Origin of the sequence: Xanthobacter sp. SG618 (assembly GCF_012932745.1) — a bacterium.
GTDB lineage: Bacteria > Pseudomonadota > Alphaproteobacteria > Rhizobiales > Xanthobacteraceae > Xanthobacter > Xanthobacter flavus.
This window is the reverse complement of sequence record NZ_JABBHL010000001.1, coordinates 569,308-595,493: the sequence shown is the minus strand read 5'-3', so window position 1 is coordinate 595,493 and position 26,186 is coordinate 569,308. Positions and strand designations below refer to the sequence as shown.

General features: G+C 67.1%; 23 protein-coding genes. 7 read left to right on the top strand and 16 right to left on the bottom strand.

Features of this window, described 5'->3' with window-relative positions; translation table 11 throughout:
* Nucleotides 1-53 precede the first annotated feature (53 nt).
* Entirely contained in the window at nucleotides 54-938 is an 885-nt protein-coding gene (locus FHT36_RS02850; protein ID WP_169120955.1) for a LysR family transcriptional regulator, read from the top strand.
* A gap of 27 nt (nucleotides 939-965) precedes the next feature.
* On the opposite strand, the gene FHT36_RS02845 is transcribed toward FHT36_RS02850, so the two are convergent.
* The gene (locus FHT36_RS02845) at nucleotides 966-1,112 is read right to left on the bottom strand and encodes a hypothetical protein (protein ID WP_169120953.1); all 147 of its coding nucleotides are present in this window, start codon (nucleotides 1,110-1,112) and stop codon (nucleotides 966-968) included.
* Between the two features lie 87 nt (nucleotides 1,113-1,199).
* Between FHT36_RS02845 and FHT36_RS02840 the strand changes: the two genes are divergently transcribed.
* Entirely contained in the window at nucleotides 1,200-1,442 is a 243-nt protein-coding gene (locus FHT36_RS02840) for a BrnA antitoxin family protein (protein ID WP_169120951.1), read from the top strand.
* Nucleotides 1,443-1,523: 81 nt separating this feature from the next.
* Here FHT36_RS02840 and FHT36_RS02835 read toward each other — a convergent pair whose 3' ends face one another.
* Both FHT36_RS02835 and FHT36_RS24645 read right to left on the bottom strand, forming a co-directional pair.
* The gene (locus tag FHT36_RS02835) at nucleotides 1,524-2,687 is read right to left on the bottom strand and encodes an SbmA/BacA-like family transporter (RefSeq protein WP_169120949.1); all 1,164 of its coding nucleotides are present in this window, start codon (nucleotides 2,685-2,687) and stop codon (nucleotides 1,524-1,526) included.
* A gap of 131 nt (nucleotides 2,688-2,818) precedes the next feature.
* A complete protein-coding gene (locus tag FHT36_RS24645) occupies nucleotides 2,819-2,944 on the bottom strand; it encodes a hypothetical protein (RefSeq protein WP_256444967.1) in 126 nt (41 codons plus the stop codon).
* 352 nt (nucleotides 2,945-3,296) lie between these two features.
* Between FHT36_RS24645 and FHT36_RS02830 the strand changes: the two genes are divergently transcribed.
* A complete protein-coding gene (locus FHT36_RS02830; protein WP_169120947.1) occupies nucleotides 3,297-3,659 on the top strand; it encodes a response regulator in 363 nt (120 codons plus the stop codon).
* Nucleotides 3,660-3,735: 76 nt separating this feature from the next.
* Here FHT36_RS02830 and FHT36_RS02825 read toward each other — a convergent pair whose 3' ends face one another.
* Both FHT36_RS02825 and FHT36_RS02820 read right to left on the bottom strand, forming a co-directional pair.
* A complete protein-coding gene (locus tag FHT36_RS02825) occupies nucleotides 3,736-3,903 on the bottom strand; it encodes a DUF3309 family protein (RefSeq protein ID WP_169120945.1) in 168 nt (55 codons plus the stop codon).
* Between the two features lie 215 nt (nucleotides 3,904-4,118).
* Nucleotides 4,119-8,495, bottom strand: a complete 4,377-nt coding sequence (locus tag FHT36_RS02820) for a chemotaxis protein CheB (protein WP_169120943.1) — start codon at nucleotides 8,493-8,495, stop codon at nucleotides 4,119-4,121.
* 376 nt (nucleotides 8,496-8,871) lie between these two features.
* On the opposite strand from FHT36_RS02820, the gene FHT36_RS02815 reads away from it, so the two are divergent.
* From FHT36_RS02815 to FHT36_RS02805, 3 genes are read left to right on the top strand one after another with little or no spacing between them, the layout of a single operon-like run.
* On the top strand, nucleotides 8,872-10,128 hold the full coding sequence (locus FHT36_RS02815) for an efflux RND transporter periplasmic adaptor subunit (protein ID WP_169120941.1): 1,257 nt from the start codon (nucleotides 8,872-8,874) through the stop codon (nucleotides 10,126-10,128).
* Complete coding sequence (locus tag FHT36_RS02810; protein WP_169120939.1) at nucleotides 10,125-11,351, top strand: ABC transporter permease; 1,227 nt, start codon at nucleotides 10,125-10,127, stop codon at nucleotides 11,349-11,351. Before FHT36_RS02815 ends, FHT36_RS02810 begins: the two co-directional genes overlap by 4 nt.
* Nucleotides 11,344-12,042, top strand: a complete 699-nt coding sequence (locus tag FHT36_RS02805; protein WP_169120937.1) for an ABC transporter ATP-binding protein — start codon at nucleotides 11,344-11,346, stop codon at nucleotides 12,040-12,042. Before FHT36_RS02810 ends, FHT36_RS02805 begins: the two co-directional genes overlap by 8 nt.
* Before the next feature lie 20 nt (nucleotides 12,043-12,062).
* Here the strand turns inward: FHT36_RS02805 and FHT36_RS02800 are convergent, their stop codons facing one another.
* From FHT36_RS02800 to FHT36_RS02755, 10 genes are all read right to left on the bottom strand, one after another.
* Complete coding sequence (locus tag FHT36_RS02800; RefSeq protein WP_169120935.1) at nucleotides 12,063-12,248, bottom strand: hypothetical protein; 186 nt, start codon at nucleotides 12,246-12,248, stop codon at nucleotides 12,063-12,065.
* Nucleotides 12,249-12,410: 162 nt separating this feature from the next.
* Nucleotides 12,411-13,751, bottom strand: a complete 1,341-nt coding sequence (locus FHT36_RS02795) for an AAA-associated domain-containing protein (protein WP_373878167.1) — start codon at nucleotides 13,749-13,751, stop codon at nucleotides 12,411-12,413.
* Between the two features lie 11 nt (nucleotides 13,752-13,762).
* Nucleotides 13,763-15,499 (bottom strand): ABC transporter permease subunit, encoded by a 1,737-nt coding sequence (locus FHT36_RS02790; RefSeq protein WP_169120933.1) that lies wholly within the window; start codon nucleotides 15,497-15,499, stop codon nucleotides 13,763-13,765.
* 844 nt (nucleotides 15,500-16,343) lie between these two features.
* The gene (locus FHT36_RS02785; protein WP_169120931.1) at nucleotides 16,344-17,048 is read right to left on the bottom strand and encodes an ABC transporter ATP-binding protein; all 705 of its coding nucleotides are present in this window, start codon (nucleotides 17,046-17,048) and stop codon (nucleotides 16,344-16,346) included.
* Nucleotides 17,045-18,799, bottom strand: coding sequence for an ABC transporter permease subunit (locus tag FHT36_RS02780; protein WP_169120930.1), 1,755 nt, complete (start codon nucleotides 18,797-18,799; stop codon nucleotides 17,045-17,047). Before FHT36_RS02780 ends, FHT36_RS02785 begins: the two co-directional genes overlap by 4 nt.
* A 12-nt stretch (nucleotides 18,800-18,811) precedes the next feature.
* Nucleotides 18,812-19,708, bottom strand: a complete 897-nt coding sequence (locus FHT36_RS02775; protein ID WP_169120928.1) for a branched-chain amino acid ABC transporter permease — start codon at nucleotides 19,706-19,708, stop codon at nucleotides 18,812-18,814.
* A 114-nt stretch (nucleotides 19,709-19,822) separates the two neighbouring features.
* Entirely contained in the window at nucleotides 19,823-20,179 is a 357-nt protein-coding gene (locus FHT36_RS02770) for a Zn-ribbon domain-containing OB-fold protein (RefSeq protein ID WP_169120926.1), read from the bottom strand.
* A gap of 40 nt (nucleotides 20,180-20,219) precedes the next feature.
* Nucleotides 20,220-21,014 (bottom strand): enoyl-CoA hydratase/isomerase family protein, encoded by a 795-nt coding sequence (locus tag FHT36_RS02765; RefSeq protein ID WP_169120924.1) that lies wholly within the window; start codon nucleotides 21,012-21,014, stop codon nucleotides 20,220-20,222.
* A gap of 31 nt (nucleotides 21,015-21,045) precedes the next feature.
* Nucleotides 21,046-22,209: a thiolase C-terminal domain-containing protein gene (locus tag FHT36_RS02760; protein ID WP_169120922.1), complete on the bottom strand. Its 1,164-nt coding sequence runs from the start codon at nucleotides 22,207-22,209 to the stop codon at nucleotides 21,046-21,048.
* Entirely contained in the window at nucleotides 22,206-23,762 is a 1,557-nt protein-coding gene (locus tag FHT36_RS02755) for a long-chain fatty acid--CoA ligase (RefSeq protein ID WP_169120920.1), read from the bottom strand. Before FHT36_RS02755 ends, FHT36_RS02760 begins: the two co-directional genes overlap by 4 nt.
* Nucleotides 23,763-23,928: 166 nt before the next feature.
* Here FHT36_RS02755 and FHT36_RS02750 point away from each other — a divergent pair, with 166 nt between their 5' ends.
* Complete coding sequence (locus FHT36_RS02750; protein WP_169120918.1) at nucleotides 23,929-24,609, top strand: TetR/AcrR family transcriptional regulator; 681 nt, start codon at nucleotides 23,929-23,931, stop codon at nucleotides 24,607-24,609.
* A gap of 14 nt (nucleotides 24,610-24,623) precedes the next feature.
* On the opposite strand, the gene FHT36_RS02745 is transcribed toward FHT36_RS02750, so the two are convergent.
* Nucleotides 24,624-25,790 (bottom strand): ABC transporter substrate-binding protein, encoded by a 1,167-nt coding sequence (locus FHT36_RS02745; protein ID WP_169120916.1) that lies wholly within the window; start codon nucleotides 25,788-25,790, stop codon nucleotides 24,624-24,626.
* Nucleotides 25,791-26,186: the final 396 nt, after the last annotated feature.

Below are 26,186 nucleotides of genomic sequence, written 5' to 3'. Positions count from 1 at the left end.
GCGCTGCTTATGTTTCCGCCATAGTTGTGCAGAAATGGGCAGCGGAGCGCGGCATGAACTGGGACTATCTGCGGGCGCTCATCGCGGTGGCGCGGGGTGGCACGCTGTCGGCCGCGGCGAAGATGCTCGGGGTGAAGCATTCCACGGTGAGCCGTCATCTGGCGGGCCTGGAGGCTGAGATCCGCACTCGCCTCGTGGTGCGCGCGCCGGGCGGGCTGACGCTCACCGACGCGGGGCTGCGCCTGCTGGAGGCCGCGGAAGCCATGGAGCTGCAGGCCCAGACCGCGCAGGACGAGATATCGGGGCGTGACGTGTCTATCTCGGGAACGGTGCGCATCGGCGCGCCGGATGCCTTCGGCGCCTATTTCCTGTCGCCGCGCCTCACCCGCCTCCTGGACCAGAACCCGGCGCTGAAGGTGCAACTCGTGGCCACGCCGCGCTCCTTCAACCTCACCAAGCGCGAGGCCGACATCGCCATTGCCCTGACCATGCCGGAGCGCGGCCGTCTCGTGACCCGCAAGATGGCGACCTATGGACTCGGCGTATTCGCCAGCGCCGCCTATCTCGCGGACAAGCCCGCGATCCGCAGCGTGGACGACCTGCGCCGCCATCGCTTCATCAGCTATATCGACGATCTCATCTTCACCCGCGAGCTGGACTATCTCGGCGAGGTCGCCACCGGCATCGATGCCGCCTTCCAGAGCTCCAACCTCTTCGCCCAGATGCATGCGGCGCGGGCGGGGCTGGGCGTGTGCATCCTGCCTTACTTCCTCGCGTCCGGCTGTCCGGACCTGAAGCTGGTGCTGCCAGATGCGGTGCGCCTCGTGCGGTCATGGTGGATCATCGTCCATGAGGAGCAGAAGAACATCGCCCGGGTGCGCATCACCGCGGATTTCATCACGCAGGAGCTCGCCAACGAAGCCACCCTGCTGATGTAGCCGGCCGCGCATAATCTTTGAGATCGTCTACACCTCGCCAGATCCTCGCGCCCAGAAGGCCTTGATCTTCGGCGCCTCGGTCGCAGCGCGCTCGTATCCCGCGGGCAGGGCAAGGGCGATCTGCTTCGGGTCGAAATGGTTCACGCTCGGCAAGGTGCCGGCGATGATGAGCATCCGTTTCCGCACGGCTGCCTCAACGGTCCAATGGCGAGGGAGAGGGGATGAGGCTAAAGAACCTCAAGCTGGCGAGGAGAACGATTCATGCCGAAGCCCCCATTTCGCCGAACCGGTCTCTCGTCGCGCGACGCTGCCGAGGCCGCGTTCAAGTCGGCGACGACCAAGCCGGTCGAAGCCCCGCCCAAGGCTCCTGCCATTCCCAATGCGAGGGAACTGGTTTCCATTCGGATCGATCGTGACGTGCTGGAGCACTTTCAGGAGGGTGGCCCCGGCTGGCAGGAGCGGATCAACGATGCGCTCAGGAAGATCATCGAGGGGAAGTCCTGAGCGTCCGCGCCTAGGGACGCCGCCGTCACGCGTCTGCCGTCCGTATCGAACGCACACGAAAGCGCGTTCCACGGATCTCGCTTAATCCCCCGAGGGCCGACCGGCCTGAGCCCGCGACCTGTTGCCTTCGCTTCCCGCCGCCACATCGAGGTTCGCGGGCCGGTCGGCCTCGGCCTTGACCTCATCAAGCGCGAGCAGCAGCGAGGCGACCCGGTTCGCGGAAGACCGCCACTCGGCGAGGCGGGCATAGCTGTCGGTGATCCAGTTGAAGGCGGCCTGCACGATGGTGAACGCCGCGGCAGCCTGGACCACCTCACCGAGGCTCATCAGGCCGACAAGGTATTTCGGCATGCAGAGCAGCAATCCGATCACCGGCGTCAGCAGCAGGTTCGTCTGCGATACCAATGTCATGCCCATGAGTTGCCAGCACAGGGCGCGCCATTGGGCGATCACCTTCGCCAGCGCATCGCCGATGATGCCGCGTCCGTCCGGCCGCGCATCGTGCGCGAGAGGGTGTTCTCCGCTTTCGCGCAGATGAGCCCCGATCGCCCGCAGGTCTGCTTCGGCGCGCTTGCTTTCCCCCAGCACGCGCATCAGGTGGCGCCCGATGAACATCATCGCCGCCGTGACCAGCGCCGAATAGCCCACGACAGCGAGCACAAGATAGCCGGGAATGGTGATGTGCCGGCCAAGTGCCGGGAGGACGAGTGAACCTCCGACACTCCAGAGCACCCCGATGAATGTGATGGCATTGAGCACCGACGAGAGCAGGCCGACCGCGAGATCCACGGGCACGTCGGTGGCGACCTTCGCGTCCTCCGCAATGCGATATTCCGGGGTCTGATGCTCGCCGAGCATGAATCTCAGCCGACGAGAGCGCGCGCCGCCCAGCCAGAAGTCATACAGGTGGCTGCTGAGCCATTGGCGCCATTGGCGCTGCATCGTCATGCGTCCCCAGACCGAGACGATGGCAAGGAAGATGCTGGCGGCGGCCAAGGGTACGAAATGCTGCGCCTGCCGCCACAGCTCCTGCCCATCCCTTCGACCGACCGCATCGAAGAAATCGCGGTTCCAGAAATTCAGCAGATACTGGGTCCAAAGCTGCAGGAACACTGTGGCCACCACCAACGCCACCAGGAACCAGGCGCGCCAGACCGAGCCGCCGCGCCAGAACCCCGCCGCACTTTCCGAGAAACGCGACAGAAGGCGTCGTTGGTCTGGCGGAAGGTACGGATCGTGCGACATCGCAACCATTCCAGAAACGCCGGACAGGCACCACGGCGCGCCGCGCTGAAGGGGCGGCCGTCAGCCTCCTCCACGCTCGCTCCGCCGGTCAAGGGCCGAGCGTGCGCCGGGCGCGCCCCGGCATCAGGCCCCTATTTTTCCTCGATGGAAATGCCGCTCTTGCCGAAATTGATCTCGATGCCGGAGGGCTTCTGGCGCTCCTTGTAGAGTTGGTAGCCGACGACGCCGACGACGATCAGGAGTACGCCGATAGCCAAATAAAGAATATTGCGGTTGAGCATCGCGATCGACCTTTGTGACGGGGCAGTCTGGTGTGGCACCACGCTTGTTTTCGCCCCCAAAATGGGAGGCACCGACGCTGTGCACGTGAGTAGTTTCCGATCCTGCTCTTTCTTCGATCGGACGTGCACCCTGCAGACGGTGCGTTCCCCCGCCGCGGCTTGCCGCGATCGTGCCCTGCCGGCGGCGGCGTTCTGCCGCCGGTAGATCTCACGACTGCATCCGTCGGAGGGCGCTCTATGGTGCTGATGCACAGAACCTGGTGCGGCCTGTTCGGCTGGGACGAAGATTCCAGCGGCACGGCGGCCCTATTGCTTCGGGACAATGCAAATGATGCTGCGGATTCTGATCGTCGAGGACGATTTCATGATCGGGGTCCATCTGGCCGAGATGCTCGAAGACATGGGCCATGAGGTCTGCGCCGTCGAAACCACCGAGGCGGAGGCCGTCGCAGCCGCCGATCGCTGGAATCCGGACCTGATGATCGTGGATGCGTATCTACGGACCGGCAGCGGTATTTCGGCGGTGGAGACCATCTGCCGGACCCGGAAGGTGCCGCACGTCTTCGTCAGCGGCGATCCGGCGCGCGTCAAGGCGGTGATGCCGGCTGCCGTCGTCGTGGAGAAGCCGTTCCGGCCCGAAGTGCTGACCACCGCCATCCAGCGCATGATCGACGGCCTGCCGCCGCTCTGAGCGGAACGGCGGCCGGCGTTCACACGGGGCCGGCCAACGCATGTGGCCGCCCCGGATCCCGATCCGTCTCGATGCGTCAGATACGCAATCCCTGGAGCCCGCCCAGCAGCCACAGCACGAGGATGACAACCAGGATCAGCCCCAGCACGCCACCGAGCCCGCGGGTGCCGTAGCGGTTGAAACCATAATAGCCTCCCCCGCCGAACAGCAGGATAAGAACCACGATCAATAGGATTGTGCTCACGTTCCAGTCTCCTTTATTGATTTTTCGACTGACGAAACGCTTCGCGCTCTGATCACCAGATTCCTCTGGCTCGCAGGCCTTCAGGCCACGTCAAGCGGCAGGCGCCCCGCTTCCGCAGAAGCGCCATATCTCTTGCATTTTAGCTTCGCCTGAGCGTGGCGGCAGGCTCGGAAACTACTCAGCTTCGCCGCAGTCCGCCGCTCACGAGGGCGAGCCTAGTTGAAGTGTTCGCCCGATCCGGTCCACGTCGCGGCGAGCGCGATACGCGCGAGCGCCGGCAGGGATTTGGCGCCGGTCTTCTTCATGATGGCCGCCCGATGGTTCTCGACGGTGTGCTGGCTGATGCCGAGGTCCGCGGCGATGTTCTTGCTGGGATGACCGGCGAGCACCAGATCGAGGATCTCCCGCTGCCGATGTGTCAGTGACGACAATTGCTCGGCCGCCGCCGCGTGCCACACCGGCCGCGCCTGCGCATTTTGCGCATGGTCGAGCGCCAGCTTCACGCACGCGAGCAATTCCCGCCGGCCCACCGGCTTCTCGATGAAATCGAAGGCGCCGGCCTTCATGGCCTCGACAGCCATCCGCACATCGCTGTTCCCGGTAATCATGATGGCGGCCATGCCATGGCTGGATGCCTGCAGGTGCTTCAGCAGGTCCAGCCCCTTCATGCCGGGCAGATAGGCGTCCACGAGCAGGCAACCGGGCCGCCCGCTGCCGAAGGCCTCGATGAAGGCCTCGCAGCTGTCATAGTCCTCGACCGTCCGGCCATCCTCCTCCAGCACGCTGCGCATGCCCTGCCGGACGAGATCGTCATCATCGACGATGAAGACGGTGGGCGAAGCCGCCGGGGCGTGTTCGCTGGCCGGGGCGGGGGCATCCTGCGCCACGGGTGAAGGACGGGCAGCAAGCAGTCTCTGGATGATAAGCGTCAGCTCGTCCGCCTTCACCGGCTTGTTGAGCTGCACGCAGTCCTGGCCCGCAATGTCGCGCAGGGTGGTGGTGGAGATGTCGCCGGTGACTATCACCACGGGGACCCGCCGGCCCAGCCGGGCGCGCAGCCGCGATGCGGTCTCCAGCCCCGTCATGCCGTTGGGCAGGTTGTAGTCGGCGAGGATCAGCTCGGGTCGGATCGCGTTGCGCTCCACCAGAGCCACCGCCGTGTCGCCGTCGGGCGCCACGGTCACGGCATGGCCCTCGGTGGTGAGCAGCAGCTCCAGCAAAGAGCGCACGTCCGGGTCGTCCTCGATCACGAGGACCACGGCGGCCTTGCGGCTGCCCGTATCCTTTCCGGGCAGTGGGGCAGGGAGCGTCGGGACGCGACACTCAGGCGCCGGGGGCGCGCGCTTCACGTCGATGGAAAACACCGACCCATGTTCAGGGCGCGAGCGCACCTGGACGGGATGCTCCAGCAGCCGGCCGAGCCGCTGCACGATGGAGAGGCCGAGACCAAGGCCGAGATTGCGCTCACGGGCAGGGTTGTGAAGCTGGTGGTACTCGTCGAAGATGGCGCGTAGCTCGGTCTCGGGGATGCCGATGCCAGTGTCCCACACCTCGATGCGCAGCCACGGCCCATGCCGGCGGCAGCCCACCAGCACGCGGCCGCGCGGCGTGTATTTCAGCGCATTGGAGATGAGGTTGCGCAGCATCTGCTCCAGAAGGCGCGGGTCGCTCTCCACGGAAAGGCTGCACGGGATCACGCTCAGGCTCAGCTTTGCGCTGCGCGCGTGATAGGTCAGCTCCTCCCGCATCCGATCCAGCAGATCGTTGATGGGGAAGGTCACCAGCTCGGCCTTGATGGTGCCGGCCTCGATCTGGTTGATGTCCAGCAGCGCATTCAGCATCCCGGACATGGCGCTGATGGTCTCGTCGAGCCGCTTGACCAGCCGCTCGACCTTCTCCCCCGATGCCACCTTCGCCAGAAGCCCCTGAAGCAGGACCAGCGATTGCAACGGCTGACGCAGATCGTGGCTGGCGGCGGCCAGGAAGCGTGACTTGGCGCTGTTGGCCAATTCCGCGTCGCGCTTGGCGGTTTCCAGCGCATCGGCGGCCCGCCGCCGTTCGGTGACATCGACAAACGTGATGACCACGCCGTCGACGCCGCCGACCTGCGTCCGGTAGGGCAGGATGCGGCGCAGATACCAGGCGCCGTCCCGGGTCTCGATCTCCTGCTCCTGGGCCGCCTGATCCGACAGCACGGCCTTGACGTCCGTGATCAGTGTCGCGTCGGCGGCCAGCGAGTTGAGGTCCGAGAGCGGCCGGCCCACATCGCCCGGGATCACGTTGAAGAGCGCGCGCGTGGCCGGCGTGAAGAAGCGGATCTTCATCTCGGTGTCGAGGAACAGGGTCGCCACGTCCGTGCTGTAGAGCACGTTCTGGAGGTCGCTCGATGTCGTGCGTTGGCGCTCCAGCGTTTCCTGAAGCTGGCCGTTGAGGGCCGTCAGCTCCTCATTGAGGGACTGCAACTCCTCCTTGGACGCCAGAAGCTCCTCATTGGTGGACTGGAACTCCTCGTTGACGGACAGCGCCTCCTCGTTCACCGCCTTCTGCTCTTCGCTGGAAAGCTCGAGGTTGCGGATGGCGCCTTCGAGTTCGGCGCGGGTGGATTCAAGCTCCCGTTCCAGCTCGGTCACGCGCGAGACGTTGCGCGTGGGGTGCGACGGCGCAGGAGTGACGCCGGGCGTGGCGGCATCGAGGAAGCAGACCAGCAGCAGGTCCTCGCCTTCGCTCTGCAACGGATGCACGGCGATGCTGAAGGAGAAGGGCTCGCCATCCCGGCGGGCGCGGCCGCCCGTGACCACGACGCGCTTCTTGTCCTGGCTGGCCTGATGGATAGCGGCCCGGAGCTTTGTGCGGATGCCCTCCCGCGCCATGGAGAGCAGGTCCTGGGTCGGGTGGCCGGGAACAAGCCGCAGATAGGGGTCTGTTGACCCCAGATAGTACAGGCACTCGCAGGCGCGGTTGATCAGCACCGCCGCCGGAGCATACGAGTCCAGAACCACCTGCCGGCACAGTTCGGCGAAGGCCGCCTGCCGCGACGGGGTGGCAACCTTGGCCGGACGGGCGGGAAGGTACACCCCATCCTTCGTGCCGATCGGAAAGGGCAGCGCACCGGGCCGGCGTTGCCCGACACGCCGGTAAAGCCGCAGGGGCTTGGAGAGGAGGGCGAAGCGGAGGTCGGCTCCGTTCACCTCTTCGGAGGTTCCCAGCAGCAGAAGGCCATTGTCGAGCAGCGCGAAGTGGAACAGGGAAATGGCCTTGGCCTGCGCCTCCGGCGTCAGATAGATCAGCAGGTTGCGGCAGGAGATCATGTCGAGGCGGGAAAAGGGCGGGTCCGCCAGCACGTTCTGCACGGTGAACACCACCGCGGCGCGCAGGTCCGCCGAGACCCTGAAGCCCCCGCTGTCCTTCACGAAAAACCGTTCGAGCCGCCCCGGCGAGACACTCTCGGTGACGGCATCCGGATAGAAACCCTCCCGCGCCTTGGCGACGGCATCGGGATCGACGTCGGATGCGAAAATCTGCACGTGAACGCTGCGCTCGAGCGCGGCGATCGCCTCGAAGAACAGCATCGCCAGCGAATAGGCTTCCTCCCCCGTGCTGCACGCGGGCACCCAGACGCGCAGGGGCCGGCCCGGCGGGTGGTCGCGGACCAGATCGGGGATGATCTTTTCCTCGAGGGCCGTGAACACTTCGGGATCGCGGAAGAAGCCGGTGACGTTGATGAGCAGGTCCTTGGCCAGCAGGTCGAGCTCCACCGGGTCCTTGCGCAGCACCTCGAGATAGCGGTCCATCTCCCCGGTGCCCATGGCGGCCAGGGCCATGCGCCGCTCGGTGCGACGTTGCAGCGTGCCCGGCTTGTAGAGGGTGAAGTCGAAGGCGGTGCTTGCCCTGAGCAACGCGACGATGCGCGCCAGGGCGGAGGGCGCGGGCGCATCGGCGGGCTGCCGGGCGCGGGCGAGAAGGGCCTCGGGGATTTCCGTCACCGGCGCGACCAAATCCACGGCCCCGGCGCCGATGGCGCTGCGCGGCATGCCGTCGTAATCCGCCTCCTTGGGATCCTGGGCGACGGTGAATCCGCCCTTCGCCCGGATGGCCTCAAGGCCGATGGTGCCGTCCGTGCCGGTTCCGGACAGCACCACCCCCATGGCGGCGGCGCCATATTCACCCGCCAGCGACTTCAACAGGAAATCGAACGGCAGGCGGGCCCCGTGCGGCGCCTCGGGCGTGGAGAGGCGCAGGTGGCCAGCCTCTACCGAGAGGTAGAACGCGGGGGGAATGACATAGAGATGATCGGCCTCCACCGGCATGCCATCGGCCGCCTGCTGCACCACCATGGAGGTGTGCGGGGCGAGGAGATCCGCCATCAGGCTTTCATGGGTGGGATCCAGATGCAGGACCAGGATGAACGCCATCCCGTGACCGCCGGGCAGTGCCGAAAGCAGCCTCTTGCAGGCATCGAGCCCGCCGGCCGAAGCCCCGACGCCGACCACATGGAAGTCCTGCGGCCTGTGCGACGCGGTTGCTCCACCCGCGGAACGTCCACGGGATCGTGGCGCGGTCGAACGCGCCGCGCGCGGGGGCAACTTCGGCATCGATTTTATCTGCTCATCACAAGGAGCTCTCGCGGACGCGCTCCAAACATTCGGCCATTGCCGCAGAATTCTCGGGCAATCGCGACGATTAGTCCTTGTTTCCTATCAATAATGAAGTCGTCGAAAGCCGCGCCAAACAGCAGATCTGGAAATCGGATACAGTGACGCTCAAGTCGGCCCCTATGTACAAGAGCACATCCGGCAGCACCATGATAGGGTTCTTATTGAACCGCGGCCCCTGGCATTGGCGAAACAAGACTTGGGTACCGCCCGTAATGGTCTCATCGCGGGCCGGCAGCCCGCTGCCAGGTCCATGATCGAGCGCAATGCGGCGGGGGCGGGACGCGGGTAGGGAATTGCGGTGGATCAGACGCACATGGCCGATCATCGCCTTGCCCCCGAGCGCCCGGCGCGAACCCGGATTGCGCAAGTGGTGTGGCGTCGCAAATGGCAGATCGGCGGCGCCGTGCTGCTCGCTGCCGCCCTCGCCTGGGCGCTGATGCGCTGGCTGCTGGGGCCGGAGGTCGTCGTCTATCCCGTCACCCGCGGCGAGCTGGTGAAGACCGTGGTGGCGAGCGGGCACGTGGAGACGGCGTTCCGCGTCGAGATCGGCAGCCAGATCACCGGGATGGTCCGGGAGGTGCTGGTGGACGAAGGACAGGCCGTCACCCAGGGCCAGCCCCTCGTCGCCCTCGAAACCAACGAGCTGAAGGCCCTTGAAGTGCAGGCCCAGGGCGCGAAGGCCCAGGCGGAGGCGCGCGTTCGCCAGATGCGGGAGCTGACCCGCCCGGCCGCCGAGGAGGCGCTGAAGCAGGCCAAGGCCAACCTTGCCAATGCCGAGGCCGCCTATGACCGCGCCCAGCAGCTCGCCAAGTCCGGTGCCGGCACGCGCGTCACGCTCGACGACGCCACGAAGAACATCGATGTGGCCCGCACGCAGGTGCGCACCGCGGAGCTTCAGGTCTACACCTCCAGCCCCGGCGGCAGCGACTATGTGATGGCCGAGACCCAGCTGAACCAGGCCAGCGCAAACCTCGAAATGGTGCAGGCGCGCCTCGGCTACGCCACCATCACCGCCCCGCGTGACGGCGTCCTCATCACCCGCAACGTGGAGCGCGGCGCCGTCGTCCAGGCGGGGAAGGCGCTGCTGGTGCTGGCCCCGGCCGGCGACATGCAACTGGTTCTCCAGATCGACGAGAAGAATCTCGGCCTGCTGAAGCTCGGCCAGACCGCATTGGCCTCGGCCGACGCCTATCCCGACCAGCGCTTCGCCGCCACGGTGACCTACATCAACCCCTCCGTGGACATCACCCGAGCCTCGGTGGAGGTGAAGCTGACGGTGGTCGATCCTCCGGCCTACCTGCGGCAGGACATGACCGTTTCCGTGGACATCGCGGTGGACCGCCGGGCGGCGGCGGTGATCGTTCCGGCGCGCACGGTGCACGATGCCACCTCCGCCGCGCCCTGGGTGCTGGTGGTGCGCGATGGCCGGGCGCGGGTGCAGAAGGTGCGCATCGGGCTGCGCGCGGGCGAGTATGTGGAGATACTTGAGGGCGTCGCACCGGGGGAAATGGTGCTGCCGCTCTCGTCCGGCGTGCGGGCCGGCCAGCGCATCCGGCCGGTGCAGGCGTGAAACGCTGGCTCCCCTTCGCCTGGATCGCGGCGCTGCGCTTCCTCGCCGAGGGGCGGATGCAGACCACCTTCATCCTCAGCGGCATTGCCATCGGCGTGGGGGTGATCGTCTTCATGTCGGCCATGCTGGCCGGCTTGCAGGCCAATTTCATCAAGCGGGTGCTCACCTCCCAGCCGCAGATCCAGCTGCTGCCGCCCGACGAAGTGGCCCGACCGCTGCGGCAGGGGGAGGGGGTGTTCGAGGCGGCGGTGGTGCAGCGCCCCGCCCAGCGGGTCCTCTCCATCGACCAATGGCAGGCCATCCGCGATGCCATGCGGGCGCGGCCGGATGTGGTTGTGGCTGCCCCCACCGCATCGGGCGCCATGCTGGCGGTGCGGGGCGATGCCAGCCGCTCCATCACCCTCACCGGGATGGAGCCGGAGCAATATTTCAAGATCGTTCGGGTGCCGGACTACATCGTCGCCGGCGAGCTGCGGCTGGGCACCGACGACATCCTCATCGGCACCGAGCTGGCCAAGGACCTCGGCGCCTCGGTGGGCGACAAGCTCAACGTCACCTCCGCCGAGGCGCGCAGCCGCATCCTCACCATCACCGGCATCTTCGACCTCGGCAACAAGGGTGCCAATCAGCGCAACACCTTCGTGGCGCTGCGCACCGCCCAGAGCCTGCTCAACCTGATCGGCGGCGTGACCACCATCGACCTGACGGTGAGCGACATCTACGCCGCCGAGACCATCGCCCAAGAGATCGAGGCGAGCCTGCCGGTTCAGGCGGAGAGCTGGATCGCCACCAATGCCCAGTTCTTCACGGCGGTGCGGGCGCAGCAGAATTCCAATACGCTCATCCGCCTGTTCGTGGCGCTCTCGGTGGCCTTCGGCATCGCCGCGGTGCTGATCGTCTCGGTGATCCAGCGCTCCAAGGACATCGGCATCCTGCGGGCCATGGGCACCGCGCGGCGGCAGATCCTGCAAATCTTCCTCATCCAGGGCGGGGTGCTCGGCTTTCTCGGCTCCCTCGTCGGCTCCGTGCTCGGCGCCGGCGCGCTGATGCTGTGGCACCATCTGGCCCGACAGGTGGACGGCACCGAGCTATTTCCGCTGGTGCTGGAGCCCGGCCTGTTCGTCGCCGCGGCGGCGATCGCCACGCTCACAGGCGTCGCCGCGGGCGTCGCCCCGGCGGTGCGGGCGGCAAGCCTTGATCCGGTGGAGGCGATCCGTGGCTGACGTGCTCGTGCTCGACCAGATCCGCAAATCCTACAATGTGGGCACGCCGGTGGAGGCGGAGGTGCTGCACGGCATCGACCTCGCCATCCGCCCCGGCGAATTCGTCGCCCTGATGGGGCCGTCCGGCTCCGGCAAGAGCACCCTGCTCAACATCATCGGGCTGCTGGACCGGCCCACATCCGGGCGGCTCCTCATCAATGGCGAGGACACCACGGACCTGCCGGACGCGGCCCTGACCAAGCTCAGGGGCCACACCATCGGCTTCGTGTTCCAGTATCACTATCTGATCTCGGCCTTCACCGCGGCCGAGAACGTGATGATGCCCATGCTGGTGGATCGCGGCCACCCCGATCGCCAGATGGAAGAGCGCGCTGCCGAGCTGCTGGACCGGGTCGGCCTCGGCAAATGGCGGGATAACCGGGCCACCAACATGTCCGGCGGGCAGCAGCAGCGCGTCGCCGTCGCCCGCGCTCTGGCCATGGACCCCACCCTCGTGCTCGCGGACGAGCCCACGGGCAATCTCGATACGGCCTCGGCCAATGCGGTGTTTGAGCTGATGCGGCAGATCAACCGCGAGCGGTCGACCACCTTCCTGATCGTCACCCACAATATGGACCTCGCCCGGCAGTGCGATCGCATCGTCGAGGTGGTGGACGGCCGGATCACGCCGGCACGGCAGCCGGCCGGCTGATCAGGGCGCGATGTCTCGCCCTAGAAAAAGGCCGGATAGCCGAGGATGGGCAGCAGCCGGGAAATGATCGCCCCCAGGCAGACCAGAGCGACGAGGATCTTGAGAAGCTGTGCGAGCCGTCCATCCGTGCAGAACTTGTCGATGGCCCAGAACAGGATCGCGCCGACAACAACGATAATCAAAATCCCGATGACCAGACTGATCATGACAACCTCCCGTCGCCCATGCGAACGCAATACGAGATTACCACATACAACCAGAATAATGCGGTCTTGTGTGGCTCAATCTTGGCGTTGGCTTCGTGCGGGGGCCTACCCTCAGGATGAAGCGATAAGGGGGCGCATCCATGCCCCCTTATCGCCGGTCCGTCAGGTCGGGTTTTCCAGATTGAACTGGCCGGTATGCTCGTCATAGCCGAACAGCTCGCCGTAGCGTCCCCAGGTGATGAGCGCACGCAGGGTGGTTTCGGCGAAGTCCTCGGACATGTGGTCTTCCAGCTCTTCGCTGAAGCGGCTGAAGGGCGCGCGGTGGGTGGGGCGCTCGTCCAGCACCCGGCGGATCAGGCCGGCCAGCGGCACGTAGGCCATCAGGTGATCGGCGAACAAGCGCTTGCGGGCATCCACCTCGGATTCGGCGAAGTGCCGACCGGCCTCCGACAGCGTCACGTCGCCCGCTTCCACCCCTGCGAAACGCAGCAGCTGCAGCGTTTCGACAATGGGGAACAGCTCGTCCACCTCCATCTGCAAGGCGGCTGCGAGAACGGGCAGGTCGGCCCTGCCATTGTAAGGCGGCGCGGCCAGCGTCTCCATCAGGCCCGAGAGGAGGTTGGTGGAGATGTTGGGCAGAGCGGTGCCGATGCCCGCGGTGCCGGCGCCCTCGTGCCGGGGTTCGCTCTTTTCCAGCGGCGTCCGCTGGGTCATGCGGCCATAGATGTCATCCACGATGGCGCGGAACACCGGGTCGAGCCGCGAGCGCGGGTGCGGCAGGTCGATCTTGATTTCCGCCGCCACCCGGCCGGGATTGGAGGAGAAGATCAGGATGCGGTCGCACATGAGCACCGCTTCCTCGATGTTGTGCGTGACCATGAGGATGGACTTGATGGGCAGCCTTCCTTCGATCCACAGGTCGATCAGGTCGGTGCGCAGGGTCTCGGCGGTGAGCACGTCGAGGGCGGAGAAGGGCTCGTCCATGAGCATCAGGCGCGGGTGCACCACCAAGGCGCGGGCGAAGCCCACGCGCTGGCGCATGCCGCCGGACAGCTCCTTGGGATAGGCGCTCTCGAAGCCGTCGAGGCCGATGAGGTCGATGGCCGCGAGCGCCCGGCGCCGGCCTTCCGCCGCCGGCACGCCGATGGCATCGAGACCCACCTCCACATTCTCCAGCACGGTGAGCCAGGGAAAGAGCGCGAAGCTCTGGAACACCATGGAGAGGCCCTCGCACGGGCCGGTCACGGGCTTGCCGCACCATTCCACGCGACCGGTTGTGGGCTTCACCAGGCCGGAGATGATGCGCAGGAGCGTGGACTTGCCCGAGCCCGAGCGGCCCAGCAGCCCCACCACTTCGCCCTCGTTGATGGTGAGGGCCACGTCGTCCAGGACGACCAGATCGGAATTTTCGCCCTTGTGGTAGATCTGGCGGACGCCGGAAGCGGAGACGAGGACTTTCTTTTCGCTGTCGACGGCAGAGGCGTTGTGTTCCATCAAGGTCATCTCATCCTCCATCAGTCGAGGCGCAGACGGCGGCCGGCGAAGACATAGAGCGGGCGCCAGAGCAGACGGTTGAACAGGATCACGAAGATCGACATCACCGCGATGCCGAGCACGATGCGCGGATAGTCGCCGGCAGCGGTGGCATCGGCGATATAGGCCCCGATGCCGTGAGCGCGCAGCGTGGTGTCACCCCAGCTCGCGACCTCGGCGACGATGGAGGCGTTCCAGGAGCCTCCGCTCGCGGTGATGGCGCCGGTGACGTAATAGGGGAAAATCCCCGGCAGCATCACCTTCTTCCACCAGCTCCAGCCGCGGATGCGGAAGGTGCCCGCCGCTTCCCTCAGGTCATTGGGGAAGGCGCTCGCCCCCGCCACCACGTTGAACAGGATGTACCACTGGGTGCCGAGCACCATCAGCGGCGACAGCCAGATGTCCGGGTCGAGACCGAGCCGGACGATGGCCACCACCGCGAAGGGGAAGATGATGTTGGCCGGGAAGGCGGCGAGGAACTGGGCCATGGGCTGCACCCGCTCGGCCCAGGCCGGCCGGAGGCCGATCCAGACGCCGATGGGCACCCAGATGAGGGTGGCGAGGGCGATCAGCACGATCACCCGGAGCATGGTCAGCACCCCGAGGCCGAAGGCCTGCGCCACTTCCGGCAAGGTCAGTTCGGTGGCGACGAAGGTGACGATGGTCCACAGGCAATAGGCCGTCACCGCCAGCACAAGGGCGAGCCACACCTTGTCTGAGAGGGGGCTGGACAAGGCGCGGCGCGCGTCCGCCGGCACCGCCACTTGAAGGGCAAGGCGCTGGCGCGGGACAGCGGACAGCAGCGCGCCCAGCGGCCGCAGCAGACGCTGGAACAGACGCGTGCGTCGGGCCGCCGAGAGCAGCCAGGAGGAGGGCGCGGCCCCGCTGGCGGAGGTCTCCACCCGGAACTTGTCTGCCCATGCCACCAGCGGTCGGAACAGCAGCTGGTCGTAGATGAGGATGACGGCCAGCATGGCCAGCACCGCCCAGCCCACCGCCGGCAAATTCTGCTCCTTGATGGCGAGGGCCACATAGGAGCCCACCCCCGGCAGGGTGATGGTGGTGTCGCCCACCGAGATGGCTTCCGACGCCACCACGAAGAACCATCCCCCGGACATGGACATCATGGTGTTCCACACCAGCCCCGGCATGGAGAAGGGCACTTCCAGCCGCCAGAAGCGCTGCCAGCCGGTGAGGCGGAAGGAGCGGGTGGCCTCGTCGAGGTCGCGCGGCACGGTCTTCAGCGACTGGTAGAAGCTGAAGGTCATGTTCCAGGCCTGGCTGGTGAAGATGGCGAAGATGGCCGCCAGTTCCACCCCCAGCACCTTGCCCGGGAAGAGCGACATGAAGCCCACCACGGTGAAGGACAAGAAGCCCAGCACCGGCACCGACTGGAGGATGTCCAGCATGGGGATGAGCACCATCTCCGCCCGCCGGCTCTTGGCCGCCAGCGCGCCGTAGAGGAAGGTGAAGACCAGCGAGGCGAGGATGGCCGCAAGCATGCGCAGGGTGGTGCGCAGCGCATATTCCGGCAGTTGGGCGGGATCGAGGGAGACGGGCGTCTGGTTCAAGGCGGCGAGGGGCACGAGGGTGCCCTGACCCCCATGCACAATCAGGATGAGCGCGCCGAACAGCAGGCCGAAGGCCAGCGCATCCCACAGGTTCGGCGCGAAGCGCCGCCGACGGCCCGCTTCCAGGGCCGGGTGCTGCATCGTCATGACTACAGATCCGAATGCGATGGGAATTTACGGCGCCGACGGGCAGCCGGTGCCGGGAGGCTTCGCATGGGACTGGGGCTCACCTTGTCCTTACGGGACAGCAGGAACCGCCTTGCCCGAGGCCGCGCAGCGGAGCACGGCCATGCGACGCGGCCGTGACGGCGCCGCATTGGGGCTGTGGTCAGCCGGGATGGCTACAAGGCCAGCGCTCGTGCGCGCATCGGCTTTGATCGCCGTCCTCGTTACGATGAGAGAACGCGACAGGTTTGCGGAAATACAGCGCCCGCATGGCTCACCTCTTGTCCCCGGAGCCTGCCGGCGGGACGGTGAACCGGACGCGAAAGGTCAGGTCCGCGCGGCCGCGGGCGGGCTCGAGCTAGATCGACTGGAACTGTCCATCACTCGCTTGCTTTCAAGAAATCCGGCCGGCCTGACGGTGGAGTGTTCGATAGGCCCGCGAACGGGCACGCTCCATCTCCGGGGCGTCCGGTGTCGCCGCCTATCGCGCCGGGCGCCGACAGGGTCAAGGGGAAAAATGCGCCGTGCGGCAAGCTGTCCGTAGGGGTGCCGCACAGGCAATTTCGCCGCGCCCGGACGATCGACAGCAATGGACCGCGGACGCGCGCCGCATTGTGCGGGGCTGACGGAGGGGCGGCCTCCATCGGGCTCGCCGGCATCCTTACGGCATCTTCCGATGCGGTAAGCTCGACGCGGGGGGCGTCAGCGCGAGGCTTTCGCGCCAGCAACCGGCATTGGGGCGCACCGATGCCGGCGTCCGCACGGTCATCGGCGCGCTCGGGTTCTTCGGAGGCGTCCTCTTGCCCCAAAAACCGGAAGGCGAGAGCTATCCCAGATAGCTCTCGATGACTGCCCGGTCGCGCCGCAGCTCGGCGGCCGGGCCGCTGAGGGCGACGCGACCGCGTTGCAGCACATGGGCCTCGTCTGCCGTATCGAGCGCGAGCAAGGCGAGTTGCTCGACCAGAAGCACCGAGAGGCCATCGTCGGCAAGGCCCCGCAGCGCCTTGAGAATGGTCGTCACCACCTGCGGCGCGAGGCCGAGGGATGGCTCGTCCAGCAGCAGCACCTTAGGCCGCATCATCAGCGCGCGGCTCACCGCAAGCATCTGCTGCTCGCCGCCGGAGAGATTGCCGCCGAGGATGTGCTGGCGTTCCTTCAGCACCGGGAAGCGGGCGAACTCCCGTTCCAGTCCCTCGGCGATGGTGCCGGCGTCGAGGCCAGCGCGGTCGGCGCCGATCACGAGATTGTCCCGCACGGTCAGGCCCGGAACGATCTGCCGCCCTTGCGGCACATGCACCAGCCCGGCGCGCGCCAGCAGATGGGGCTTGATGCCCGCGGTCGGCCGGCCGTCGAAGCGGATGGTTCCGGAGCGGGGACTCACGATGTTGGACAGCGTGCGCAGCAGCGTGGTCTTGCCGGCGCCATTGGCGCCGATCACCGTGACGAGGCGGCCCGGCGCGAGGCTCAGCGAGACGTCGTGGAGGATACCCACGGGTCCTATGGCGACATCGATGTGATCGACCTCGATCATGCCGCATCCTCCACGGCGCCGAGATAGGCGCGGATGACTTTCGGGTCCTTCTGCACCTCGGCCGGCGTGCCGCTGGCGATGGGATTGCCGAAGTCGAGCACCGTCACGCGGTCGGCGAGGCCCATCACGAACTCCATGTTGTGCTCCACCAGCAGCACGCTGATGCCGGCATCGCGCAGCTTTGCCACGATGCGCGCGACCTCGCGGGCCTCCTGCGGGTTCACGCCCGCCACCGGCTCGTCCAGCAGCAGGATCGCGGGCTTCTGGGCGATGGCGCGGGCCAGTTCGACCAGCTTGCGATGGCCATAGGACAGGTCCTTGGGCTTCATGTCGGCGAGCTGGCCAATACCGAGGAAGGCGAGGATGGAGGCGGCCTCCGCGCGCTCGCGCGCCTCATGGCCGGCGCCGCCGAGAAAGGCGAGCACATCGGCCGCAAGGCCGCGGCGCCGCTCCATGCCCAGCATGACGTTTTCCAGCACGCTGACGCCCTGGATGAGCTGGAGGTTCTGGAAGGTCCGCACAAGACCCAGGCGGGCGCGCCGGTGCGCAGGGAGGTCGGTCACATCGACACCTCCGATGCGGATGCGGCCTGAGGTGGGGGCGTAGAGCCCGGCCACCACGTTGATGAACGTGGACTTGCCGGCGCCGTTCGGGCCGATCAGCGCGTGAACGGTTCCGGGCTCGACCGAGAGGGTCGCCTCGCGCAGGGCCACCACGCCGGCATAGCTCTTGGTCACGCTTTCCACGTCGAGCCGCCCACCGGCGCGTCCGCGCCCGGCGATGGCAGGGTGGAAGGCGGGAGCGGCTTCGGGTGCGACGGCGGCGCTCGCCCGACGGCGGCCGAACAGGCCGATGGCACCCTCGGGGAAGACCAGTAGCACGACCAGCAGGATGCCGCCATAGAGCATCAGCCCGATATCGTGGACGGCCGCGATGGCCTCGGCGATGCCGATCAGGATCGCGGTGCCCAGCAGAGGCCCCGCCGAGCGTCCGAGCCCGCCGATGACGGTTGCGATGAGCAGGGAGATGGTGAGGCGGATATTGAAGGCGTCGGAGGAGACGAACCCGCTCTGGTGCGCGAACAATACGCCGGCGAGGCCCGCCAGCGCCGCGCTCGCTGCGAACACGCCGATGCGCCAGAGCGGCACGTTGAGACCCACCGTCGCGGCGAAGGATTCGCTTTCCTTGATCGCGTTGAGGCGGCGGCCGATGGCGGAGCCGAACACGTAGTCGCTGCCAACCTGCACAAGCAGGAGGATGCCCGCGGCCACCCAGAAGAAGTAGGTCGGCCCCATGCGGAAGTTGCCGAAGTCGATCTGCGGCACGCCCATAACTCCCATGGTGCCGCCGGTGACCGAGACCCACCGCTGGGCCACGATCTCCACGATGAAGCCGAAAGCCAGCGTCGCCATGGCGAGATAGAGCCCGCGCGTGCGCAGCGCCACCGCGCCCACCAGCAGGCCGGCGACCAGGCAGGCGGCGAGCGCCACCGCCATGGAAAGGGTCAGCGGCCATCCGTAGGTGGTGGCGAGGATGGCGGAGACATAGGCCCCCACCGCATAGAAGCCGCCATGGCCGAGCGACATCTGCCCGGACAGGCCGAGCAGGATGTTGAGGCCGATCACCGCGATGGCGGTGTAGGCGAAGGTCTGTCCCACATGCACGAAGAAGGGATTGGGCGCGATGAGGGGAAAGATCGCGATGACCGCGACGGCGAGGGCGTAGGCGGCGAGGCGCGGGATGCGGGGCATGATCGGGCCTCCTCAGCGCACGTCGGCACGTCGCTCGCCGAACAGCCCGGACGGGCGCACGGCGAGGAGGGCCATGACGAAGAGCAGCGGGTAGAGATCGCCGAAGGCGCTGTCCCAGTAGTTGGAGAAGGCCTCGGCGACGCCGAACAGGAGCCCGCCCAGCAGGATGCCCACGGGATTGGTGAAGCCGCCGACGGCCGCCACCGCGAGCGCCTTGATGGTGAAGATCAGCCCCATGTGCGGATGCACGGACACCAGCGGCCCCACGAGCACGCCGGAAATGCCGGCCATGAGCGCGGCGAGCACGAACACCAGCACGACGACGCCGCGCACATCGATGCCGAACAGCGAGGCCGCTTCCGGATTGAAGGCCACCGCATAAACGGCCTTGCCCCAGCGCGAACCGAACAGAAACCAGTAGAAGGCACCAACGACGATGAAGGCCGTGATGATGATCGCCGCCTCCTCGAAGAAGATACCGACGCCGAGGATGCTGATGACGTTGTCCCGCGTCTTGGAGAACAAGGGCGGCGCATATTGCGCGGACTTGCCGAAGCCGAGCTCGACGATGTTCTGCAGGATCAGCGCCGCGCCGGCGGTGGTGAGCACCCAGGAATAGGCGCCGGCGCGGTCGCCGAGCCGGTCGAGCGGGCGGATGGCGAAGCGTTCCAGCAGATAGCCGAGCACGCCCATGAGGACGAGCACGCCCAGCACGGCGAGCGGCGCGGGCACGCCTGCGGTCAGCATGCCGATGGAGGCGAAGGCGCCCACCATCAGGAAGTCACCCTGGCCGAAGTTGAGCCGGTGCGTCGCGAGATGGGTGATGAACAGGCCCTTGGCGGTGAGCGTATAGATCGCGCCCATGGCGATGCCGCTGACCAGCAGCTGGAAGAAATTGAGCAGCGTCACGATACCCCTCCCGCGCCGGGCGGATCGGACGGACGTACTGCGTATGGTCTCGTGGACATGCGCTCTCCCGAAGGTCTTTCCGGGCCGGTCTGGCGCCGGCCTCGTCGTGCGAACTCAGCGGCCGGCGTCGGCCGGCGCAAAACGTGTCATGCCCGGGCCCCCGCCGCAGACGCGCATCCGCGCGCCGAGCGCCGGGGCATCGGCTTCCTCCATCGGCACGTCCGCGAGCCGCCCCGTCAGGCGCACGCCGCAGTCGAGGTCCACCACCGCAACCGCATAGGGGCCGTCCGCCTGGAAGCGGGTCGGCGGACGGCGCACGAGCGTCCAGGAGACGAGCACGCCGTTCCCCTCGACCGTGACCGGCTCCATTCGGGGGCTGTGGCAGGTGGGGCAGAGTTCGCGCGGGCCGGCATCGAGCTGGCCGCACGCGGCACACCGCAGGATCTCGACGGGGGAAGAGGCGGAGGACATGGGACGGGCGTGATCCTGATGGCAGCGGACGGGGACGGGCTCAGCGACCCTTGAAGTCGGCTTCGCGCTTCTCGCGGAAGGCGGTGGTGCCCTCGACGATGTCCTGGCTCTGGCCGAGATCGAAGAAGGAGCGGGATTCGAGCCGCAGCGCCTCACCCATGGGCATGCCGATGGCGCGCCGCATCACCTCCTTGGCGAAGCGGTGGGAGAGGGGCGAGCGCTTGGCCAGCATCTGCGCATAGTCGAGCGTGAAGGCCACCAGCTCTTCGGCGGGCACGATGCGGTTGACGAGGCCGATGCGGAACGCATGCTCGGCGTTCACGCGATCGCCGGAGAGGATGATCTCCATGGCATGGCCGAGGCCGACGATCTGCGGCAGGCGGATGAGCCCGCCATCGCAGGCATGGAAGCCCCACTTGGCGTCCTGCAGGGCAAATTCCGCGTTGGGCGCGCAGAAGCGGAGGTCACAGGCCAGCGCCAGCTCGAACCCGCCGGAGATGGCAAAGCCGTTCACGGCGGCGAGGATGGGCTTGTCGATCTCCACCGAGCGGGTGATGCCGCCGAAGCCCGGCCCGTTGGTGTAGCGGGTGCGGAATCCCGGCGCCGGGGTGCGGGCGAAATTCACCGTATAGGTCTTGAGGTCGGCCCCTGCGCAGAAGGCCTTGTCGCCTGCGCCCGTGACCACGGCCACGTGGGCTCCGTCATCGCGATCGAAGTCGCGGAAGACTTCGACCAGTTCGTCGTTGGCGGCGAAGTCGAGGGAGTTCATCACCGCCGGGCGGTCGATGGTGATGAGCCAGACCTTGCCGTGGCGGTCGCAGCGAATGTCGCCCATGGGATGTTCCAATGCTGTGAGGGGCGCGCGCTCAGGCGTCGGTGGCGCGCAGGATATTGACGGTGCAGGCGACGCCCGTGCCGCCGAGATTGTGGGTGAGGGCCACCTTGGCGCCCTTCACCTGGTTGGTGTGCATGCCGCGCAGCTGGAGCACGCTCTCATAGATCTGGCCGAGGCCGGTGGCGCCCACGGGATGCCCCTTGGCGAGCAGGCCGCCGCTGGCATTGATCGGCCGGTCGCCATCCACCGCTGTGCGGCCCTCGGCGGCGTAGCCGGCACCGGCCCCGCGCGGCATCAGGCCGAGATCTTCCGCGTCGATGATCTCGGCGATGGAGAAGCAGTCGTGAAGCTCCACGCAGCTCACCTCGTCGGCCGTGATGCCGGCCTGGGCATAGGCGCCCTGGGCTGCGGCCACCGTCGCCTCGAAGGTGCACAGGTCCGGATGGCCGGCGATGCGCGCGCTGCCGCGCGCCTGGGCCGAGGCCAGCACCTGGACAGGTTGTGGGATCACTTCTCGCAGGCGGTCACCGGACACGAGCAGCACCGCCGCCGCGCCGTCGCTCGCCGGGCAGCAGTCATAAAGGCGAAGGGGGTCGCAGATCAGGCGGGCATTGCCGATCTCTTGCGTGGAGAGATCCGCCCCCATCTGGGCGAGGGGGTTCTTCAGGCCGTTGCCCTTGTTCTTGCGGACGACGGCGGAGATGTCGTCGCGCGTCGCGCCGTAGCGCTGCTCGTAGAGGCGCCAGGCGAGGCCAAACAGGCCGGGGAAGGTGAGCCCGCTCACGCCGTCACTGCGGAAATCCATGGCGCAGTTGAGCGCCGAGGTGACGGCGGCCGTGTCGGCGTGGGTCATCTTCTCCGCGCCCACGGCGAGCGCCATGTCGCACATGCCGGTCGCCACCGCGAGGTAGGCATGGCGGAAGGCGATGCCGCCGGATGCGCAGGCGCCCTCCACCTTGGTGCAGGGAATCTGCGGCAGGCCGAGCCCGTCCGCCACCAGCCCCGCCAGCACCTCTTGCCCCAGCAGGGGGCCGGCGACGAAGTTGCCAAGATAGAGCGCGCCGATGTCGCTCCGGTCGAGGCCCGCCTCGCGGATCGCCGCATCCGCCGCGCGGATGGCAAGGGCCTCAATGGACGTTTCCGGGTGGCGACCAAAGGCGGAGGAGCCGATGCCGGCGACGAAAACGGGCCTCATGAGGCGGCTCCCTGCTGCTGCGTCCGCGCGGCCGCGTCGTCTTCCGCCAGCCGGCGGCGCAGCTCGGTCTTGAGGATTTTTCCGTAATTGTTCTTGGGCAGCGCTGCCTCGAAGCGGTAGCGCTTGGGGCGCTTGAAGCGTGCGATGTTGTCGAGGCAGAGCTGGTCCAGCTCCGCAGCGTCAACCTCCGCCCCCGGGCGCACGGCGACGAACGCCACCACCTCCTCGCCCCAGTCGGAATGGGGCGCGCCGATGACGGACACCTCCAGCACGCTCTCATGCTGCAGCAGCACTTCCTCCACTTCGCGGGGATAGATGTTGCTGCCGCCGGAGATGATGAGATCCTTGGAGCGGTCGCGCAGGGTGAGGTAGCCACGCGCGTCGAGGCTGCCCACATCGCCGGTGTAGAGCCAGCCGTCGCGCAGGGCGGCGGCCGTGCCGGCAGGATTGTTCCAGTACCCTTCCATCACGCAGTCGCTGCGGGTGATGACTTCGCCCACTTCGCCGGGCGGGAGATCTTGCCCGTCCTGGTCGACCACCCGAACTTCCTGCCCGGAGCGGGGGAAGCCGCAGGAGCCCAGCACGGCATCATCCGCCGGGGCACCATCGGCGCCGACATGCAGGCTCTTGGGGAGCAAGGTGATGGTCATGGGGGATTCCCCCTGGCCGAAGATCTGGCACAGCTTCGGCCCGATGACGCGCAGCGCCTGCTTCAGGTCGGCGACGTACATGGGCGCGCCGCCATAGTAGATGGTCTTCAGGTTGGACAGATCTGCGGAGAGCGTGGCGGGATGGTTCACCATGCGCGTGAGCATGGTGGGAGCCGCGAAAATCGTGACCTTGCTGTAGCGCGCGATGGCCTCCAGCACCTCCTCCACATCGAAGCCGGGCAGCACCACCTGATGCCCGCCTTTCATCAGGAAGGGCAGGGCGTAGAGGCCCGCGCCGTGGGAGACCGGCGCGCATGCGATGTGCGTGTCATCGGTGTCGATGGGATCGACATCGGAATAATAAGCGAGCGACATGGCCAGCAGGTTGCGGTGGCTGAGCATCGCGCCCTTCGGCTTGCCGGTGGTGCCGGAGGTGTAGAACAGCCACGCGCGCTCTTCCGGCGCCGCATCCTCGCAGGCGATGGGCTCGGCGGCGACAAGGCGGGCGTAGGCCTCGGCGCCGGTCGAGATGACCGCGAGCTGGGCGAGGGCGTCGATCTCCGCCGCAAGGGCTTCGGACAGGCCGGGGGTGGTGAAGAGCGCCTCGGCCTCCGCATCTTCCGCGATGCCGATCACCTCGCGCGGATGCAGCTTGGCATTGACCGGCACGGCGCACAGGCCGGCGATCCAGCAACCGAGAAGGCATTCGAAGAAGGCGCCGGTGTTCTCCATGAACAGCACGACACGCGCGCCCGGCTTGAGACCCATCGCGCGCAAACCGCCGGCTATTCGGGCCGACCGCTCGGCAAAGGCGGCGTAGGTGAGGGTGCCGTTGGCATCGGTGATCGCGGGATTGTCCGGCAGGCGACGCGCGGTCTGCAGGATGAGCGTGGCGATGCTCATCGGTCCTCCCTACCATTTAGTAGTTATATTTACTGATGAGTCAGGCTAGCTGTTTTGCGAGTTTTATGCAAGCATGCGACACAGTATTTGTTCGAAGGCTGGCGCGCCGGATGCTTTCTCCGGCAAGCCGGTCCTCGTCATCGTAGAAAGCAGGACCCGCCAGTTCATGAGTGACACTCCCAGCGCGGCGACCCGCGCTCCCGCGCCGGGGCGTGCGGCCTTCGACCGAGACGAGCAACGCCGCCGCAAGCGCGAGGCGGTGCTGCGGGTGGCTGCATCCGCCTTCAACCGTCGCGGCTTCGCCAACACGTCCATGGATGATGTGGCGTCGGTTCTCGGTGTGTCGAAGCCGACGCTCTACCAGTATTTCAAGAGCAAGCAGGAGTTGCTTTACGCCTGCCACCAGGTTGCCATGGACAATGGCGAGGCGGGTCTTGCTCTCGCCGCCGCCCATGACGGGACTGGCCTCGAAAAGCTGATCATCTACCTGCGGCGCTACATGGAAGGCATCTTCGGCGACCTCGGAAACTGCCCGGTGCTCACCGACGTCGATTCGCTGGTGCCGGAAGATCGCGCGAACGTGGTGGCCCGCCGAAAGCGCATCAGCGCCGCCACGAAGGAGCTGATCGCCCTTGGTGTCGCCGACGGCTCCATCGGCCCCTGCGATCCGAAGCTTGCGAGCCTGTTCGCCCTCGGCGTGGTCAACTGGATTCCGGCCTGGTATCGGGATTCCGGCCCCAACACGCCGGAGGAGATCATGGAGAGCTTCGCGGCGCTCCTGATCTCCGGCCTTGCGGCCCCGGCCGCGCCCAAGCGCCAGCGCGCGAAGGCGAAGCCGAAGGCCTGATCGCTGGTTCGGGCCTATTTCGGCGCCGGAACCACGGTGTCGCCCTTCCAGATGCCGAGGAAGATGTCGCCCTGGCCGAGGCATTCGTGATCGTTCGGCCCGAACGGCTTTGCCGGCGTGGCGGATATCGCCTGGACGCCGTCGATATTCTCGATGGCATCCCGCAGCTTCGCCGGGTCCGACTTGCCGACCTTGTCCACGGCGGCGAACATGATCTGGCCCGCGTCATAGCCGAGGGCGGCGACAACCGGCCAGCGATAGTCCTTGCCGTATTTCTCGGTCATCCGCTTGTTGAAGGCCTGCGCCTTGGGATCGGACAGGTCCAGTGCCTGGCCCATGGCGGTGCCCTGGATGGCCTCCACGCCCACGATGTCCTTCACCTTCAGGGACGACAGGCCCCAGTTGCCGGCAAAGGTCGGCTTGTAGTCGAGCCGCGGCAGGGGCCGATACGGCAGCTCGAACGACTCGTGGAAGTGGAGGATGAGATCGGCGCCGGCATCGCGCATCTTGATCATCTGCGGGGTCAGGTCGTTGACGCCGGGCGCCGCCGCCTCCACCGCCACGAGCTCCACGCCGCGCGCCTTCAGGCCGGCGGTCGCCTCCTGCGCGGCGAAGTTGCCGTAGCCGGTGGTCGAGTGAAGCAGGCCGATCTTCTTGTAGTTCTTCACCGCCCAGTCGAGGATCGCGTCGATCTGGTACTTCTCGATCATCGAACAGCGGAAGATGAAGCTCGGCTTCTGGTCGATGAACTTGGTGGTGATATCGGTCGCCGCGGAGGGGCCGGCGATGAGCGGGACGCCAGCGCGCTGGAGCACCGGTGCAAAGGCCATGACATTGCCGCTCGAGACCGTGCCGATGACGCCCGCGACGCCGTCGTTCTGGATCAGGCGCTGCACCACGGAGACCGCGCGCTGGGGATTGGCCTCGTCGTCATAGACCACAAGCTCGATGGGCGTCTTGCCGCCCTTGGCCTTGTAGTCCTCCAGCGCGAGCTTGATGCCCTGCAGATAGCTCTCGCCGAAATCGACGATGGCCGGCGGCCCGCTCAAGCCTTCCACGACACCGATCTTCACCGGCGTCTGGGCCAGTGCCGGGCCGGCCGCCCCGAGCAGCAGCGCGAGCGCCGTGGCGGCGCTTCGGAGCAGTGCGCCTCTTCCCGCTTCCATCCGAACCATACCCATTCCTCCCCTTCACCTCTCATCGGTTCGGCGACCTCAACGTGGCCACAAAACTCGTGAGTAAGTTTTATATGCTTTTTAGTAGGCGTATCGGATCGTGTGGCGCTCCGCAAGGGGGCGGAACGCCAGCCGGCACGTATCTCGAGTCCCGCGGGTACGGCCCTTCCGGCCCGAGTCCGCGCCCCTAAGCGTGCCGACGCGGCGCGCAGCTGGCGCTCGCCGCGCAGCTGCTCAATACGGAGCGGCGCAGGGGAGGGGGAATCATTCCGCCGCGTTCAAGCTGGCGCTGGATCGTCTCCGCCGAGGGCGCCGGAACTCGCTCCAGAGGCGACAGACGGCGTCCTGTGCCCCGGACGGGCTCGGGCATTGGGCGGGATTATCTAAATCTCTGAAGGGCTT

Coding starts and splice junctions, on each gene's coding strand:
- FHT36_RS02790 (WP_169120933.1), bottom strand. CDS start 15,499: ATGACGATGCAGCACCCGGCCCTGGAAGCGGGCCGTCGGCGGCGCTTC.
- FHT36_RS02820 (WP_169120943.1), bottom strand. CDS start 8,495: ATGCCGAAGTTGCCCCCGCGCGCGGCGCGTTCGACCGCGCCACGATCC.
- FHT36_RS02785 (WP_169120931.1), bottom strand. CDS start 17,048: ATGATCGAGGTCGATCACATCGATGTCGCCATAGGACCCGTGGGTATC.
- FHT36_RS02800 (WP_169120935.1), bottom strand. CDS start 12,248: ATGATCAGTCTGGTCATCGGGATTTTGATTATCGTTGTTGTCGGCGCG.
- FHT36_RS02845 (WP_169120953.1), bottom strand. CDS start 1,112: ATGCTCATCATCGCCGGCACCTTGCCGAGCGTGAACCATTTCGACCCG.
- FHT36_RS02765 (WP_169120924.1), bottom strand. CDS start 21,014: ATGGGCGACATTCGCTGCGACCGCCACGGCAAGGTCTGGCTCATCACC.
- FHT36_RS02770 (WP_169120926.1), bottom strand. CDS start 20,179: ATGTCCTCCGCCTCTTCCCCCGTCGAGATCCTGCGGTGTGCCGCGTGC.
- FHT36_RS02780 (WP_169120930.1), bottom strand. CDS start 18,799: ATGCCCCGCATCCCGCGCCTCGCCGCCTACGCCCTCGCCGTCGCGGTC.
- FHT36_RS02745 (WP_169120916.1), bottom strand. CDS start 25,790: ATGGGTATGGTTCGGATGGAAGCGGGAAGAGGCGCACTGCTCCGAAGC.
- FHT36_RS02835 (WP_169120949.1), bottom strand. CDS start 2,687: ATGTCGCACGATCCGTACCTTCCGCCAGACCAACGACGCCTTCTGTCG.
- FHT36_RS02850 (WP_169120955.1), top strand. CDS start 54: ATGAACTGGGACTATCTGCGGGCGCTCATCGCGGTGGCGCGGGGTGGC.
- FHT36_RS02830 (WP_169120947.1), top strand. CDS start 3,297: ATGATGCTGCGGATTCTGATCGTCGAGGACGATTTCATGATCGGGGTC.
- FHT36_RS02795 (WP_373878167.1), bottom strand. CDS start 13,751: ATGACCTTGATGGAACACAACGCCTCTGCCGTCGACAGCGAAAAGAAA.
- FHT36_RS02840 (WP_169120951.1), top strand. CDS start 1,200: ATGCCGAAGCCCCCATTTCGCCGAACCGGTCTCTCGTCGCGCGACGCT.
- FHT36_RS02760 (WP_169120922.1), bottom strand. CDS start 22,209: ATGAGGCCCGTTTTCGTCGCCGGCATCGGCTCCTCCGCCTTTGGTCGC.
- FHT36_RS02755 (WP_169120920.1), bottom strand. CDS start 23,762: ATGAGCATCGCCACGCTCATCCTGCAGACCGCGCGTCGCCTGCCGGAC.
- FHT36_RS02815 (WP_169120941.1), top strand. CDS start 8,872: ATGGCCGATCATCGCCTTGCCCCCGAGCGCCCGGCGCGAACCCGGATT.
- FHT36_RS02750 (WP_169120918.1), top strand. CDS start 23,929: ATGAGTGACACTCCCAGCGCGGCGACCCGCGCTCCCGCGCCGGGGCGT.